General features: G+C 43.0%; 12 protein-coding genes and 1 pseudogene. 9 read left to right on the top strand and 4 right to left on the bottom strand.

All coding sequences use genetic code 11. The features are described from left to right. Positions 1–197: 197 nt before the first annotated feature. The 5 genes from RMY64_RS21495 to RMY64_RS21515 all read left to right on the top strand — a co-directional run bounded on the left by RMY64_RS21495 (position 198) and on the right by RMY64_RS21515 (position 6,916). The gene (locus RMY64_RS21495; RefSeq protein ID WP_322701051.1) at positions 198–614 is read left to right on the top strand and encodes a hypothetical protein; all 417 of its coding nucleotides are present in this window, start codon (positions 198–200) and stop codon (positions 612–614) included. A gap of 238 nt (positions 615–852) precedes the next feature. Further along, entirely contained in the window at positions 853–3,072 is a 2,220-nt protein-coding gene (locus RMY64_RS21500) for a peptidase domain-containing ABC transporter (RefSeq protein WP_322701052.1), read from the top strand. Between the two features lie 55 nt (positions 3,073–3,127). Next, positions 3,128–4,630 carry an HlyD family efflux transporter periplasmic adaptor subunit gene (locus tag RMY64_RS21505; protein ID WP_322701053.1) on the top strand — a complete coding sequence of 501 codons (1,503 nt, stop codon included), beginning with the start codon at positions 3,128–3,130 and terminating at the stop codon, positions 4,628–4,630. Positions 4,631–5,118: 488 nt separating this feature from the next. Further along, positions 5,119–5,349 (top strand): EF-hand domain-containing protein, encoded by a 231-nt coding sequence (locus RMY64_RS21510; RefSeq protein WP_322671254.1) that lies wholly within the window; start codon positions 5,119–5,121, stop codon positions 5,347–5,349. Between the two features lie 469 nt (positions 5,350–5,818). After that, a complete protein-coding gene (locus RMY64_RS21515; RefSeq protein WP_322701062.1) occupies positions 5,819–6,916 on the top strand; it encodes a sulfate ABC transporter substrate-binding protein in 1,098 nt (365 codons plus the stop codon). 164 nt (positions 6,917–7,080) lie between these two features. Here the strand turns inward: RMY64_RS21515 and RMY64_RS21520 are convergent, their stop codons facing one another. Next, positions 7,081–7,461 carry a pyridoxal-dependent decarboxylase gene (locus RMY64_RS21520; RefSeq protein ID WP_322701054.1) on the bottom strand — a complete coding sequence of 127 codons (381 nt, stop codon included), beginning with the start codon at positions 7,459–7,461 and terminating at the stop codon, positions 7,081–7,083. Between the two features lie 383 nt (positions 7,462–7,844). Between RMY64_RS21520 and cutA the strand changes: the two genes are divergently transcribed. From cutA to mtnB, 4 genes are all read left to right on the top strand, one after another. After that, on the top strand, positions 7,845–8,159 hold the full coding sequence (cutA, locus tag RMY64_RS21525) for a divalent-cation tolerance protein CutA (RefSeq protein WP_322701055.1): 315 nt from the start codon (positions 7,845–7,847) through the stop codon (positions 8,157–8,159). 179 nt (positions 8,160–8,338) lie between these two features. Beyond that, a complete protein-coding gene (locus RMY64_RS21530; protein ID WP_322701056.1) occupies positions 8,339–8,893 on the top strand; it encodes an acireductone dioxygenase in 555 nt (184 codons plus the stop codon). Positions 8,894–9,049: 156 nt separating this feature from the next. Beyond that, complete coding sequence (locus tag RMY64_RS21535) at positions 9,050–9,679, top strand: HAD-IB family phosphatase (protein WP_322701057.1); 630 nt, start codon at positions 9,050–9,052, stop codon at positions 9,677–9,679. Beyond that, positions 9,670–10,305, top strand: a complete 636-nt coding sequence (gene mtnB / locus RMY64_RS21540) for a methylthioribulose 1-phosphate dehydratase (protein WP_322701058.1) — start codon at positions 9,670–9,672, stop codon at positions 10,303–10,305. The genes RMY64_RS21535 and mtnB overlap by 10 nt, the downstream gene beginning before the upstream one ends. Before the next feature lie 4 nt (positions 10,306–10,309). On the opposite strand, the gene RMY64_RS21545 is transcribed toward mtnB, so the two are convergent. The 3 genes and pseudogenes from RMY64_RS21545 to RMY64_RS21555 form a co-directional block, all read right to left on the bottom strand. Beyond that, entirely contained in the window at positions 10,310–11,515 is a 1,206-nt protein-coding gene (locus RMY64_RS21545; RefSeq protein WP_322701059.1) for a glutathione S-transferase family protein, read from the bottom strand. Between the two features lie 497 nt (positions 11,516–12,012). Then, positions 12,013–12,417, bottom strand: a complete 405-nt coding sequence (locus RMY64_RS21550; protein WP_322701060.1) for a DUF4112 domain-containing protein — start codon at positions 12,415–12,417, stop codon at positions 12,013–12,015. Positions 12,418–12,793: 376 nt separating this feature from the next. After that, positions 12,794–15,072, bottom strand: a pseudogene (locus RMY64_RS21555) (WD40 repeat domain-containing protein); the annotation flags it as partial.

The raw sequence follows: 15,072 nt of genomic DNA on the forward strand, positions 1-15,072 counted from the left end.
CTTTGGAGACTAGCGCAATCATTGGATAAGTTCGTCAAATACAGAACAAAATTTCGATGGTTACAGCCGCAAATTCATCCCACAAATATGCAACTTTTTAAAAGCTACTTAATTATCTTTGTACGATCTAATTAACAAGGTAGCCTAATCTGCAATTCTTAAGTGTATTTAGCAAACTAAAATCAAGGATAAAAATCATGTCAAAAATCATTTCTACTAACGCTTCTGTTGTTGCTCAAGAACAACTTTTCACTAACCTAACACCAGAAGAAGCGGCTATCATCGAAGGAGGATATAACCTCTATGTAAGTAGTATAGTTTGCCTGAAAGATGGTGCAGATAGTTTTAGCCAGGATGATGTTTATGCTAACGTCACTGTTGACGAGATAAGCAGTAGACTCGATGTAGGTGGCATGAGTGCAGGAGATGGTAAAAATCTAGGTTGGGAATTTAACTTTTTTGAAAATGCAGAAATCAGCTTTTTCGATAGTGATTGGCCAGACTCTGACGACGCTCTAGGCGGTTTTTCCGTCTCCGGCCCAACAAACGGCATACAAAGAACTACTATAAGTGGGGGCGGTTCTAGATACAGAGTATCTTACTCAGTCAGTTGAAGAGATTACAAACCGACTTGAGTAGTACCATTTTGGATTTTAGATTTTGGATTTTGGATTGTAAAAGAGTTAGTGACTAAGCTTTTGGGCAATCCATATATTGCAATCATTTTTCAAATTGGTAGAACTTTCCAGAAATAGCTTAGTACTTAGATATTTAGGTTAGACAAACTAAATATCATCTCTAGTCGGGGTTTTCTCCCCGACTTCTCTTTTTCCATTACTATTCGTCTTGACAATGAAATACCAAATAGTCCTTCAACACAGCGAAGAAGACTGCGGTGCAGCAAGTCTTGCCACGATTGCCAAACACTACGGACGCACATTTACCCTCAACCGCGTTCGAGAAGCCGTAGGCACTGGTTGTAGAGGAACATCCTTGCTAGGATTGAAGCGGGGTGCAGAAGTACTAGGATTCAACGCCCGTCAAGTTAAAGCTAGTCCCCAACTAATCGACCAATTACATCAAGCTCCCTTACCAGCAATTATCCACTGGAAAGGCTACCACTGGGTCGTATTATACGGGCAAAAAGGCAAAAAATACGTCATCGCTGACCCTGGTGTTGGTATTCGTTATCTTACCCGTCAAGAGTTAATGGCGGGTTGGGGTAATGGCGTCATGTTACTGCTGACTCCAGACGACAGTCGTTTTTATCAACAAGAATCAGATAAAATTGGCGGTTTGGGAAGATATCTGCAACGGGTTTGGCCTTATCGTTCTATTCTCGCTCAAGCGATCGCTATTAACATCGCTATTGGACTACTTTCTTTGGCATCTCCCTTCATGATGCAACTCCTCACCGATGATGTCTTAGTACGAGGTGATACCCAACTACTAACCACCGTCGCCATTGGCGTTATTGCCATGAACTTAATTAGAAGCGCCATTAGCTTAGTCCAATCTCACCTTATCGGTCATTTCGGTCAAAGATTGCAATTAGGGTTAATTCTAGAATACGGACGCAAACTCTTACATTTACCCCTATCTTACTTTGAAGGACGACGCAGTGGAGAAGTTGTCAGCCGCATTGCCGATGTCAAAGCCATCAATAACTTAGTTTCCCAAATTGTCCTCGGATTACCCAGTCAATTCTTTATTGCTGTAATTTCCTTAGGTTTTATGCTCTTTTACAGTTGGGAACTAACTTTAGCTTCCATAGTTGCATTTATAGTTGTCACGGGTGTTAACCTGCTTTTCTTACCCGCGATGCGCCAGAAAACCCGGAATCTGATTATTTCTGGTACAGAAAACCAAGGCTTTTTGGTAGAAACATTTCGCGGCATCCAAGTATTAAAAACTACCCAAGCCACTCCCCAAGCTTGGTCAGAATATCAAGGGAATTATGGTCGCCTCGCCAACTTGGGCTGGAGTATGATGAAACTGGGACTGTATAGCAGTACAGTTACTGGTATTCTTTCTACCTTCATTAGTATTGGCATTCTTTGGATGGGTAGCTATTTAGTCATTAATCGCACCTTAACAATCGGTCAATTAATGGCATATAACGGCATGAGTGGCAACTTTCTTGGCTTCTTAGGTGCTGCGATCGGCTTAGTAGATGAGTTTATCACAGCCCAGATAGTCCTGCAACGGATGACAGAAGTGATTGACGCTACCCCAGAATCCGAAAATGATTTTAAAAAGCCTTGGGCACAAATTCCTGGCAATGCAGATATAACTTGCACTGAACTGAACTTTCATCACGCAGGTAGAGTTGACCTCTTACAAGATTTTTCCTTAACTATTCCTGGCGGTAAAGTTATTGCTTTAATTGGCAAATCTGGCTGTGGTAAAAGTACCCTGGCAAAATTGCTGACTGGTTTATATAAAGTTGAGTCTGGCAATATTCGTTATGGTTTTTATAATCAGCAAGATTTATCCTTAGAATGTTTGCGTCAACAAGTAGTATTAGTTCCTCAAGAACCCCACTTTTGGAGTCGTTCGATTATTGATAACTTCAACTTTAGCTATCCCCATATTAGTTTTGAAGAAATTGTCAAAGCTTGTCAAATTGCAGGTGCAGATGAATTTATTAGCAAACTACCTGACAAATATCAAACTGTTTTAGGAGAATTTGGGGCAAATCTTTCTGGTGGACAACGTCAAAGATTAGCCATAGCCAGAGCCATAGTTACTCAGCCACCAGTCTTAATTTTAGATGAATCCACGGGGGCACTTGACCCAGTAAGCGAAAGACAAGTATTAGATAGACTTTTATCCCATCGTCACAATCAAACGACTATTTTAATTAGTCACCGTCCCAAGGTAATACAGAGAGCAGATTTAATTGTATTTTTAGAACAAGGACGCTTAAAAATCCAAGGTACACCAGAAGAATTGCGCTCTTTACCTGGCGAACATTTAGATTTCTTAGATGATATTTTTCCTTCTCATAATGGGTTGGCGCTGATATCTTCCCCGGCTCATCATAATGGCAAGACTGCCACTATTAATTAAGATAATTCGTACCTCGGCTCCGCTCGGCAACCTAATTTGTAATTCGTAAGAGATCATGGTTAGCAATACAAATTTTCTCCCCCCAATTCAAACAAACGAATTCCTCCCACCAATTACTCGTTGGACAACATGGGGCGGAATGTTTATTCTCTGCGTTCTCGGATTAGCTGGGCCACTTGCTGCTATTAGTAAGTATAAGGTTACAGTCCAAGCACAGGCGGTTGTGCGTCCGGCGGGTGAATTGCGAATTGTGCAAGCGGCGACTGAAGGTCAGGTTATGCACATTTATGTCAAAGAAAATCAGCTTATCAAAAAAGGAGATGCGATCGCAACTATTGATGACTCGCGTCTGCAAACTAAAAAAAGCCAATTGCAAACTAGTATTCAACAATCTAAGTTACAACTAGTGCAAATCAATGCCCAGATTAGTTCTCTTAATAGCCAGATTCGAGCCGAAACTGACCGCCTTAACCGGATTATTACTGGCGCTCAAGCCGAATTGAGCGGTCGCCGTCGCGAGTATCAAGATAAAAATCTTACCACTGTTTCCGAACTTCAAGAAGCTGATGCCAACGTCAAAATTGCTGAGAAAGAATTGCTGGCTGGGGAAGCACAGTTAAAAACAACACAAGCAAATCTCCATGCTGCTGAAGCTGCTTTGGGTGTAGCTCAGTCAAAACAGAAGCGATATGAGAGTGTAGCTAACCAAGGGGCGCTATCTCAAGATCAATTGGAAGAAGCACAATTATCTGCCAGACAGCAAGAGCAAGCGGTAAAGGCACAACTTGCAGCAGTGGAGGCGCAAAAACAGACAATTGAACGGTTACAACAAGCGGTATCTGCTGTGATTGCCAGAAAACAACGCGCCCAAGTTGCCGTAAATCCAAGTAATGCAGCAGTAACTGTTGCTACTGAGCGAATCGCTCAAGAAAAAGCCGGAGGGGAAAGCAACAAAGCAACATTAGAAAAAGAACGCCAAACCCTAGTTAACCAACGGATTGAAATTGAAAAGCAGTTAGAGCATGATACTAGCGAACTCAAGCAAGCAGAAATAGATTTAGCTCAAACCGCGATCGCAGCTACCGCCGATGGTATCATTTCCCAACTCAATCTGCGAAACCCAGGTCAAACTGTGCGGGCTGGCGAGGAAGTATTGCAAATTGTCCCCACTGATGCACCTCAAGTTTTGAAGGCTGCGGTGGCATCTGATGAGCAAAGTAAGTTAAAAATTGGTCAAAAAGTCCAAATGCGGGTCAGCGCTTGTCCTTACCCAGATTATGGTACTCTGAATGGTCAAGTGCAGACCATTTCTCCAGATGCGATCGCTCCTCAAAAGAATGGCACAAATACATCGATGAATGGGACTACTAGCCCAAAAGCTACTGCGCCTGGTGCTTTTTATGAAGTCACAATTGAACCGGAAACTCTGGTTTTAGGTAAAGGGAAAAACCAGTGTCATATTCAATTGGGTATGGAGGGTAGGGTTGATATTATTTCCCGTGAAGAAACCGTGCTGCAATTCTTTCTCCGTAAGGCGAGGTTGATTAGTGATTTGTAACTTTTTCTTTAATGTAACTATTACCGCGTAGGAGTACAAGTCGGCAGAGCCTACGACAGTCGTCTCAAGTCGGGAAACCCGCCCTTACTAACTGTCTCCCCTTGGAAGAAGACTGCGACTCCTCACTGATGCAGCGTCTACGCTTTGTATCAGTTCAACTGTTGCGCGCCCTACAGCCCTTCGAGCATCCTACGGCAGGCGTTGGCAAAGCGATCGCTTTTGTGTTTAATAAAAGCAAGTTTGCTAAATTCCTATATTGAATTCGGGCAGTCGTCGAGGGAAATATCTGACTACGTTAGAAAGAAGGCGCATCCATGTCGATTTATTTTCGTTGTCAGACTGTAAACCCTGTAACCCACAGCGTACAACCGATCTAAGCCCCAGCGATCGCCGTTTCTACGTCTAAAGATACAAGTTTTTTTAATTTTGAGATATTAATCAAAGATTAATGAGATATTAAGTTGAAAAACTAGTTCAGATAGAAACTTATCATGACCGAGCAAGAGCTTCAATCCCTTTTTAATTCCTTAGATACCGATGGAGATGGTAAAGTATTCATTAACGATCTTTTTTTAAGTCCTGGCTTAAGTGCAATCATTTCATCAGAAACAAATACCACTAGTCCCCAGGAATTGCTAGTAAATTATGCAGACAAAGACGGTAGTATTACCTTTGAAAAGTTAAAGGAAGCAGTTGAGAAAGCAAATAATTTAAACTAGCAACCCAATCCCTAACACCCAATACCCAACAACCAAAAATCCCTCTCTAGCCGACGCTTTGAGGGATTTGCAATTTTCATGGTCATTAGACTTCTTGGCAAAAGTCGGGAAAAAGTGAAGGTGGGGCCCCCTCTGGGGATAAGGGGTGGGGGAAAGGGGGAAAGGTTTGTTATTTTCCCTTTCCCCTTTACCCCTTTCCCTTTACCCCGCTTGCGTTTCCTTCGCGAACTACTAGTTGCTTGTTTGAGCTTAACTTGACACCATTTGAGCCTCAACGATCCGGCAGGCGAAGTGCTTTCGGTGTTCTACATATACAACTTGTTTAAATTGAGGTTAACCAAAGGTTATGCAATGAATCGCAACTATCTTATAATACCTCTAAACTACAGTAAATCTCTCGGCTTACCGAATTTAATAGAGGAGGGAAATTTTGAGAAACAAGCGGCAGCATACTTGGAAGTTAAACTATATCAGGAAACAAGTTCACACTCGTACTGTTAAAGCTTGGCAAGCTATAAGAAACTGGGGGTTTATATCCCTATTTTTGGCGGGAGTAAGCTTAAGTATAGTGATGAGTGCTTGCTCTGGAGCTAATGTTGATAACAGTGGTAATAGAATCGCCACTTCAGAGCGCGATCTAAACCTAACGTTTGTTTCTTACTCAGTGACAAAGGCTGCATACGAGCAAATTATTCCCCAATTTGTAGAAAAATGGAAAAAAGAGCATAACCAAAATCTGAAGTTTACTGAAAGTTATGATGGGTCTGGTTCTCAAACCCTAAATGTGATTGATGGTTTAGAGGCTGATGTGATACATCTGTCACTAGCCCTTGATGTTGACAAACTGGTTCAGACAGGTTTTATTCAACCGGGTTGGGAAAAAGAAGCACCAAATAATGCAATTGTCACCCAATCCGTAGGTGCGATCGCTACTCGTGAGGGAAATCCCAAAAATATTAAAACATGGACAGATTTGACAAGACCAGGAGTGAGCGTACTGACAGCTAACCCAAAAACATCTGGTGGTGCGCGATGGAACTTCTTAAGTTTATGGGGTTACATAACAAAAACTGGTCAGAATGAGAAGCAAGCATTAGATTTTACTTCTAAAGTTTATAAAAATGTACCTGTGCTACCCAAGACTGCTCGTAATGCCAGCGAATTGTTCTTTAAACAAGGTCAAGGGGATGCTTTACTCAACTATGAAAATGAAATGATTTTATCAAAACAAAAAGGCGAAAAATTCTCATATATTGTCCCTAATGTGAATATATCTATTGATAATCCAATTGCTGTGGTAGATAAGAACGTCGAGCAACACGGGACTCGGAAAGTTGCAGAAGCATTTGTTCAATATCTCTATACCCCAGAGGTACAACGGGAATTTTCCAAAATAGGATTTCGTCCTGTGAATAATACAATTGCAAAAGAATTGGGTAGCAATTTTCCTAAAGTTAAAACTCTGTTCAAAGCTGAAGATTTAGGAGGATGGAACAAGATTCAACAGAAATTTTTTGATGAAGGTGCTATTTTCGATCGAATCCAAGCTCAGAAGTCTTTAAAGTAAATGGGTAAAAATTTTCATCAACTTTGCAATCTACAAGATTAGGAGCCTAGACCATAAGCTATGTTATAGAAAAGCCTATGGTCTACAATCTTAGATAAATATTCAAACAAAAATTACTATTTAAAGAGCTTGAAGGCTTTGCGATCGCAGTCAAAATGTTGCTATCAAAAGATAAACCCCCAAAGTGACAAAGGTAGAAAAAGCTTACTCGTCCGTGAAATACTTTTTTGAGACGAATAAGTTAATATCCCCACAGTAGCAGCAATATAAAAAGGAATTAACCCAAATTTAATATCTGTAACAATTTGCTGTTGTAGTAATTCGGGACACATTGTATAATCAGCGTCAACCTTAATTAAATGGAAATTTTCTCGCTTAATTTCCGCTACAATAGCGGCTTTCTCAATTGAAAAGTGTGCTTGAGTAGAAGTGTAGACAACCAGTTGATTAATATCTGCTTTTAACTGTTTTTTAGCTGCTATCAAAGCGACTAAAGAAGTACTATTAGCTGAGTCTTGGATTACTCCCCCTGCCAAAAGATTCACACACGACTCAATGGCATCCCAATATTTCTCGGTTAAGTATTTTTAATTCGGAATCGGATTTTGCGAAAAGGTTACTGGGTTTGGGTTAAAGGTTTTTTCTTTTCCCTTTTCTGCTTAACCAAGAAGTATTAAATGGCATCCAGCCCTACCGATCCTATTAGTAGGTAAGCCCAAAACTTCAAAGCAATAGTCACGACTGCTGCCTCAATCGATAGAACAGAGTCAATATACTGGCATAACGAGATAAAATAAGTTTACTTTTGGACAGAAGTGGGCATCTGTGGAAGCTCTAGATACTCATTTACCCCATTTGCAAGCAACAGTAGCCCAGCAAGAGGGATTAAGGCGTGTTTTCTCACTCTAATTGTAAGTCGGAAACTTTTATGAAAATCTACTATGTAACTTTAAATAATACAGATGAAGCGCGTCAAATTGGTCGGGCATTACTAGAATGTAAGTTAGCAGTTTGTGTCAATTGGTTCCCGATTACTTGTGCTTATAGTTGGCAAGGAGAAATTACTGAAGAACCAGAAGTTGTTTTAATTATCAAAACTCAAGATGGTTATGCTTTAGAAATCGAAAAACTTATTCATGAGCACATTACTTATACTAATTTCATCGCCGAAATTTCTCCGACAGCAGTTAATCAGGGTTTTGTCAATTGGTTGAATGCAGAAGTTTCACCGCGCTCACAATAGAAATTACCTAATACCATTTCTTCCCCTGCTCCCGTTGGCTTACCTCAGTACCGCTCGGCACGGGTCACTCACAGCAAGCCTTCTCCTTTACTTACACAACGAACGATAGGATATTTTTTTAGTTGGAAGTTCCTTATGCCTCAAAAGGCTTATTCTAACTATTTTACTGGAGGTCAAAAATGGCAGTTCTCAAACTAGAAAATGGAACTCTCTACACCGATTTAATTCACATTGCTCAAGAATTAGCCCCCCTGAATATTCAAATTAATCGTCAGACGGTAGGAGATAACCCCAAACTCCAACATTTGTTGGCACAAGATAGTCTTAACGAAGATGAAAAGGAACAAGTACTCAAAGCAATAGATAGTTACTTTGAGCAACTACAACAGACAGCCGGCTATAAATCTCGTGATTTGGTTGTCCTTCATCAAGGGATTCCTAACCTTGATGAGTCAATGGCAAAGTTTGACCAAATTCATACCCATGCAGATGATGAAGTCCGTTACATCATTGATGGAGAAGCGATTTTTGGCTTTGTACGTTCTGATGGTAGTCAAGTAGAACTGACAGTACAACCAGAAGAATATATCAACATTCCAGCCGGAACCGAACATTGGTTTTATCTCACCCCAGCAAAGCGAGTGAAAGCAGTACGCTATTTCATCACCACAGAAGGTTGGATACCCCAATATACAGGCAGAGAAATTCGCACCCGCCAACCCCTGCTGAGTTGAGAAGGCACAAGGCAGAAAATAATCCCCATAAATAAATTTAGAGGCTTTAAACCCGCTCCGCAGAGGGTAAAAATATATTTTCTGCCTTCTATCTTTCTTCGCTCAATTCTAAATTATCAAACATTACGAATTACGAATTACGAATTACGAATTAGTATGAAGCGGATTGTTTTTTGTGACTTTGATGGCACTATTACAGTTGATGAAACTTTTGTCGCGGTTCTGAAAAAGTTTGCACCAGTACTTTCTGCAAAACTACTGCCTGAAATGTATGCAAAAAGGCTGACACTGCGAGAGGGAGTCAAAGAAATTCTGCAATCAATTCCATCTGCAAGTTATCCAGAAATTCTGGAATTTACTAAACCTCAATTGATACGTCCTGGGTTTATAGAATTGTTGGATTTTCTGGAGTTTCAGGGAGTTTCATTAATAGTAATTTCTGGGGGACTACGGGGAATGGTAGAGGTTGTTTTGGATAGGATAGTGCATAGAATAGAGAAAATTTATGCTGTAGATGTCAATATTAGCAGTGCTTATTTAAAAGTAAATTCTGAATACGAAGGAGATACGGAACTGATCGCTAAGGTGCAAGTTATGGATCGGTACCCAGCCGATGAAAAAATCGCGATTGGTGACTCCATTACCGACTTAAATATGGGATTGCAAGCTTCTGTTGTCTTTGCACGCTCTCCCTTAGCAGAATATTTAGATGAACACCAAAAACCCTATATTCCTTGGAATGATTTTTTCCAAATCCGCGATTATTTAGCAAAATCATGGAGTTAAACCCAACATTACCAGATCCTCGTTTGCAACTAATTGCCACTGCTCGGTATTTTTACCAACAAGGTTGGATGGTAGGAACTGCCGGCAACCTCTCGGCTCGATTAGCTGATGGTAGTTTTTGGATTACAGCTAGTGGTAAATCTAAGGGTGAGTTATTACTCAACGATTTTGTTCTGATTGCTCCAGATGGCAAAATAGAAGCATCAGCCACCCAGATGATACCTTCAGCTGAAACAGCTATTCATCAATTAGTTTACCGCCTGTTTCCACAATCACTTGCTTGTTATCATATACATTCTATTGAGAGCAATTTGGTTTCTCGTTTGGTTGAAGGTGATAGTTTACTTTTACCACCCCTAGAAATGCTCAAAGGTTTGGGAGTTTGGCAAGAAAATTCCTGTTGTGTAATGCCAATTTTTGCTAATCATTTCCAAGTTGCCCAGATTGCTGGTGATATTGAACAACGCTTTGCCGTCACTCCACCGCAAATATCCGCATTACTAATTCGGGATCATGGTTTGACAGTTTGGGCTTGTTCTCTTGAAGCTGCTCGTAATTATATTGAGTTATTAGACTACATCTTTCGCTACATGGTTGCTGCCACTCGGTTAGACATAAATATCTGAAATCCTACTTGATGGCAAAGTTAGACGGGTCTTGATCTCGTCGATGCTTAATGGGAATGGGGGCTGGCTGCCCATCACCCGCAAGGGCTGCGGTTTTTTCCAGGGATTCTCTCAATCGCTTGGCTGCGTAGATAGACATATCTCGTGGTACATTAATGCGATCGCGCAAATATCGCAGAGCCACATCAGATCCCGATGGAGGTACGCAGTCTTCCCCTGTCATCATGTGTGTTAAAGCACAACGTAGCGCGCGATCGAACAATTTATCATCTAAGGGGTTGACTCGGATAATATTAATGCGGTGATCGATTGTTCGTTTAAGAGCTTCCATACGGGAGTTTTCCGGTTCTGGATAAGTAACATCTGGTAGCCCGAACCAGGGGCCGTTATCCACCCGCGCTTTATTGAGAAGCATCTGGCTTTCGCCGTTTTCCCAACAACCTCCCATCTGGGGCGGCAAATCATGTGCGTGGGTGTGAAAGTCGCTCTGGGTACCGCAGTAGGTCGGTCGGCTTTCCATTGCGGCAAACCATGCACTCAAACGAGGGTTTTCCTCCCGCAGTGAGTAGCCTTTGTAGTAGTAAAGGCTCGCATTCATCCGTTCGAGATATGGCGTAAAAATGACATCGACAATGCCGAAGCTATCTAGAAAGTAAGGGCTTGGGGTGCTACCCAGAGCCGACTCTACCCTAGCCACCACTCCGATAAATTGTTCTCGGTTGCGTTGTTCTTGTTGAGACGAACCTGCTTTAGAGCATAGCCAAACGCACCAGGCTCTAAATAAAAGTCGTTCTAATTGCCGTAGAGGAAGCACCCTATGGTCTTCCATCCCTTGGTTCAATGGAGCAAAAACCTTTTCCAAAGCGATCAAAATGTCATCGCTTTCCTTAATAATCCGTCCATCTAGCTCGATCGCGGGGAGCATTCCTGATGGTACCTTACGTTTGTACCAACTTTCTTTTTCCCCATAGCAGAACATTGTCACTTTTTCGATGCGGTAGGGGATCTGTTTTTCCTCTAGCCATAACCAAACTTTTTGACAGTAAGGACACCAAGCGTGGTTATCGCGGTACAGCGTTACCCGCACATCAGATTCCGCCTGACTAAACAAGCGCAACCTGGCTCTAGCATTGGTGAGACCATTAACGGTATCCATTTGATAGTCCGTGAGGGTTTCTAGTTCTTCCCAGCTTAAGGGTGCGGTAGTCATAGGGGGAGTTGCGTAGGGCAATACTTAGGACAACTCTATACTCTACAATATTTTCAATAGACCTCTTGCAAAAGTCTCTAACACCCCACCCCCAACCCCTCCCCGCCGCTAGCGGGGAGGGGAGCGTTTGCGTTAGCAAATGCGGGGTGGGGTTCTTTATTTTTTATTTATGCAAGAGGTCTAATTACACCAAGGCTTAATTTAACCGATAGGTTCGCGCATCAATTCTTTCCACTTCAAGAAAAAGTTGAAGTGACGATACCACGTTCAAAGGTTCTGGCAATTTGGCATAACTTATCTCTGAATTGCCCTTTAAATAAGATATCAACAGAACAGACGCAAATCGCCAGTTGTTGACCTAACGCTGTAGACGAACTCAGCAGCCCCCCACAGCGCTCGGTCATCGCTTCACTACAACTGGCTAGTAATGTACTAGAAAATACATAGTAAATGTGCAATGGTAGTGCCTGCGGCCGTAAACTACGCTCTTTTCCTACTTAAATTTGGCTGATTTTTTGAGAGTAAAGTTCATCAGACACTTTTTTTAGTTCTGGTTCAACTACTGTCAAATGTTGCTCCAAAATTGCCAAATTCCGAATGTTGGACTTATAGAAAGCATCAAACAAATCACCCACTAAAGGCACAGTACCAACGACTGTTTCCAAACCTACATTAAAAATCATTTTGACTAAGTCTTGACGCGGGATGCCAAACTGAGTAGCTAAAAATATAATGTAAGCTGAAAACGCTGTACTGATTAAATCACCAGCACCTGGAACTAGACCAATGATTGGGTCTATGCCAATGCGAAAACCTGTTAAAGGGATACGTATTGATGTATCCATCAGACGGCTAAGTTTGCGGATGCGATTTAGAGTAGCAAGGCGTTTGGCAGCGTCCATAATTGACCATATTTACACTACTTTTAAATTGCACCATTTTTAGTTCTTTGTCTTGTACCGTTAGAAATAACAAGTATGAATAAAAATCTTGAATACTGCCTAAAAAAGCATTATAACTAATTAGCCGGACATGATATAAGACGTTTTCTCCATGAGTTTGCATACTTTCTAACATCTCTGCCGCCCAGTCATCTTTACCCCCCGTACCAATGCATAGATATATTGCAAATCCAGGAAGGCGATCGCGTATTCGTGTATTTGTGGTTGCAGGTAAGCAGCAAGTTACTGCCAGCGCAAATCGGCACTTACTGCTTTGATCGCCGTTTGCAATTGAATCGAGTACAGACCTTCTTAGAGACACGGCAATGCTGTGTTTTTACCCGCTTACTTTACTCCAAACATATTTACGGCAGGTTTCGCAAGCGGCTTTTGCTTCCTCTGTTTGCGGATTGGTGAAGATGGGATGGTAACGTAACCTGTCGCAACAGACTTGCAACCATGCACGCCAACCACCCCGCCACAACCGCACAGTGCCGTCTTCACCGCCACTGACAATCGTCTGCCCATCGCCGCTAATGGCAACAGAATAGACCTTACCCTCATGACCACGCAATGGTTCAGCTAATGGAAAACCTTGGCGATTCCACAACCGCACTGTGTCGTTAGTACCGATACTGACAATCGTTTGCCCATCGGAGCTGATGGCGACAGAATTGACAATACTCTCATGTCCACGCAATGGTTCAGCTAAGGGAAGACCTTGGCGATTCCATAACCGCACTGTGCCGTCTTCACCGCCACTGACAATCGTTTGCCCATCGGCGCTAATGGCGACAGAAGAAACAATACTCTCATGTCCACGCAATGGTTCAGCTAAGGAAAGACCTTGGCGATTCCACAACCGCACCGTGCCGTAATGACCGCCACTGACAATCGTCTGCCCATCGGCGCTAATGGCGACAGACCAAACAACATCCTCATGACCGCGTAATGGTTCAGCTAAGGGAAAACCTTGGTGGTTCCACAACCGCACTGTGCCGTCACGACCGCCACTGACAATCGTCTGCCCATTGCCGCTGATGGCGACAGAATCGACAACACCCTCATGAACACGCAATGGTTCAGCTAAGGGAAAACCTTGGCGATTCCACAACCGCACTGTGCCGTCTTCACCGCCACTGACAATTGTCTGCCCATCGGCGCTGATGGCGACAGAATCGACAACACCCTCATGAACACGCAATGGTTCAGCTAAGGGAAAACCTTGGCGATTCCACAACCGCACTGTGCCGTCTTCACCGCCACTGACAATCGTCTGCCCATTGCCGCTGATGGCGATAGAAGAAACAATACCCTCATGACCACACAAAGGTTCGGCTAAAGGAAGACCTTGGTGGTTCCACAACCGCACTGTGCCGTCACGACCGCCACTGACAATCGTCTGCCCATTGCCGCTGATAGCAACAGAATTGACAGTACTCTCATCACCACGCAAAGGTTCAGCTAAGAGAAGACCTTGGCGATTCCACAACCGCACCGTGCCGTAATGACCGCCACTGACAATCGTCTGCCCATCGGCACTAATAGCAACAGAATTGACAGTATTCTCATCAACACGCAAAGGTTCAGCTAAGAGAAGACCTTGGAGGTTCCACAACCGCACCGTGCCGTAATGACCGCCACTGACAATCGTCTGCCCATCGGCACTAATAGCAACAGAATTGACATTATTCTTATGACCACGCAATGGTTTAGCTAAAGGAAGACCTTGGCGGTTCCACAACCGCACTGTGCCGTCACGACCGCCACTGACAATGGTCTGCCCATCGGCGCTGATGGCGACAGAATTGACATAACTTTCATGACCACGCAAAGGTTCAGCTAAGGTCTGACCTTGCAGGTTCCACAACCGCACAGTACCGTCTTCACCGCCACTGACAATGGTCTGCCCATCGGTGCTAATGGCGACAGAAGAGACATTCCCCTGATGACCACGCAATGGTTGAGCTAAGGTCTGACCTTGCAGGTTCCACAACCGCACAGTGCCGTCTTCACCGCCACTGACAATCGTCTGCCCATCGGCGCTGATGGCTACAGAAGAGACATTCCCCTGATGACCACGCAATGGTTGAGCTAAGGTCTGACCTTGCAGGTTCCACAACCGCACAGTGCCGTCTTCACCGCCACTGACAATCGTCTGCCCATCGGCGCTGATGGCTACATAACTGACAACACCCTCATGACCACGGAAAGGAATGGAGACTCTTGCTTTATTCGTCACTTGATTCAAACTGTTCTGAACTGGTGCGAGAATCTGCTGGGGTAGTTTTTCCAGATTCTCACCCATAGCTTGAATTGCCAAAACTAGACTTTCTAGGGGTTGGAAAGGCAATAAATTCTCTACCCTCGTGGCTTTCTCTCGCAATCGTGATTCAGTGAGTGCCTTTTCTAATGTGGCAATCTGGTGCTGTTCATAAGCATCACTGCATTGATAAAAATTTTTGGCTTGAGGTGATGATAAAAACTCTAGCTTGTCCCAATTTTCGCGCACCTCTGCCAGCAATCCCCCCTGCATTAAGTATTTTTCATTCTCCCCTTTATTCAACCACTCGCGTAAAGCATCTGCTAACCGATCGCTCAACCGCCGCAAATCTC

The sequence above is a fragment of the Nostoc sp. DedQUE08 genome (assembly GCF_034530895.1).
Classification (GTDB): Bacteria; Cyanobacteriota; Cyanobacteriia; order Cyanobacteriales; family Nostocaceae; genus Nostoc.

Excerpts from the sequence above, each read along its gene's own strand:
- RMY64_RS21535 (WP_322701057.1), top strand. The coding sequence starts at position 9,050 with ATGAAGCGGATTGTTTTTTGTGACTTTGATGGCACTATTACAGTTGAT.
- RMY64_RS21545 (WP_322701059.1), bottom strand. The coding sequence starts at position 11,515 with ATGACTACCGCACCCTTAAGCTGGGAAGAACTAGAAACCCTCACGGAC.
- RMY64_RS21495 (WP_322701051.1), top strand. The coding sequence starts at position 198 with ATGTCAAAAATCATTTCTACTAACGCTTCTGTTGTTGCTCAAGAACAA.
- mtnB (WP_322701058.1), top strand. The coding sequence starts at position 9,670 with ATGGAGTTAAACCCAACATTACCAGATCCTCGTTTGCAACTAATTGCC.
- RMY64_RS21500 (WP_322701052.1), top strand. The coding sequence starts at position 853 with ATGAAATACCAAATAGTCCTTCAACACAGCGAAGAAGACTGCGGTGCA.
- RMY64_RS21550 (WP_322701060.1), bottom strand. The coding sequence starts at position 12,417 with ATGGACGCTGCCAAACGCCTTGCTACTCTAAATCGCATCCGCAAACTT.
- RMY64_RS21530 (WP_322701056.1), top strand. The coding sequence starts at position 8,339 with ATGGCAGTTCTCAAACTAGAAAATGGAACTCTCTACACCGATTTAATT.
- cutA (WP_322701055.1), top strand. The coding sequence starts at position 7,845 with ATGAAAATCTACTATGTAACTTTAAATAATACAGATGAAGCGCGTCAA.
- RMY64_RS21505 (WP_322701053.1), top strand. The coding sequence starts at position 3,128 with ATGGTTAGCAATACAAATTTTCTCCCCCCAATTCAAACAAACGAATTC.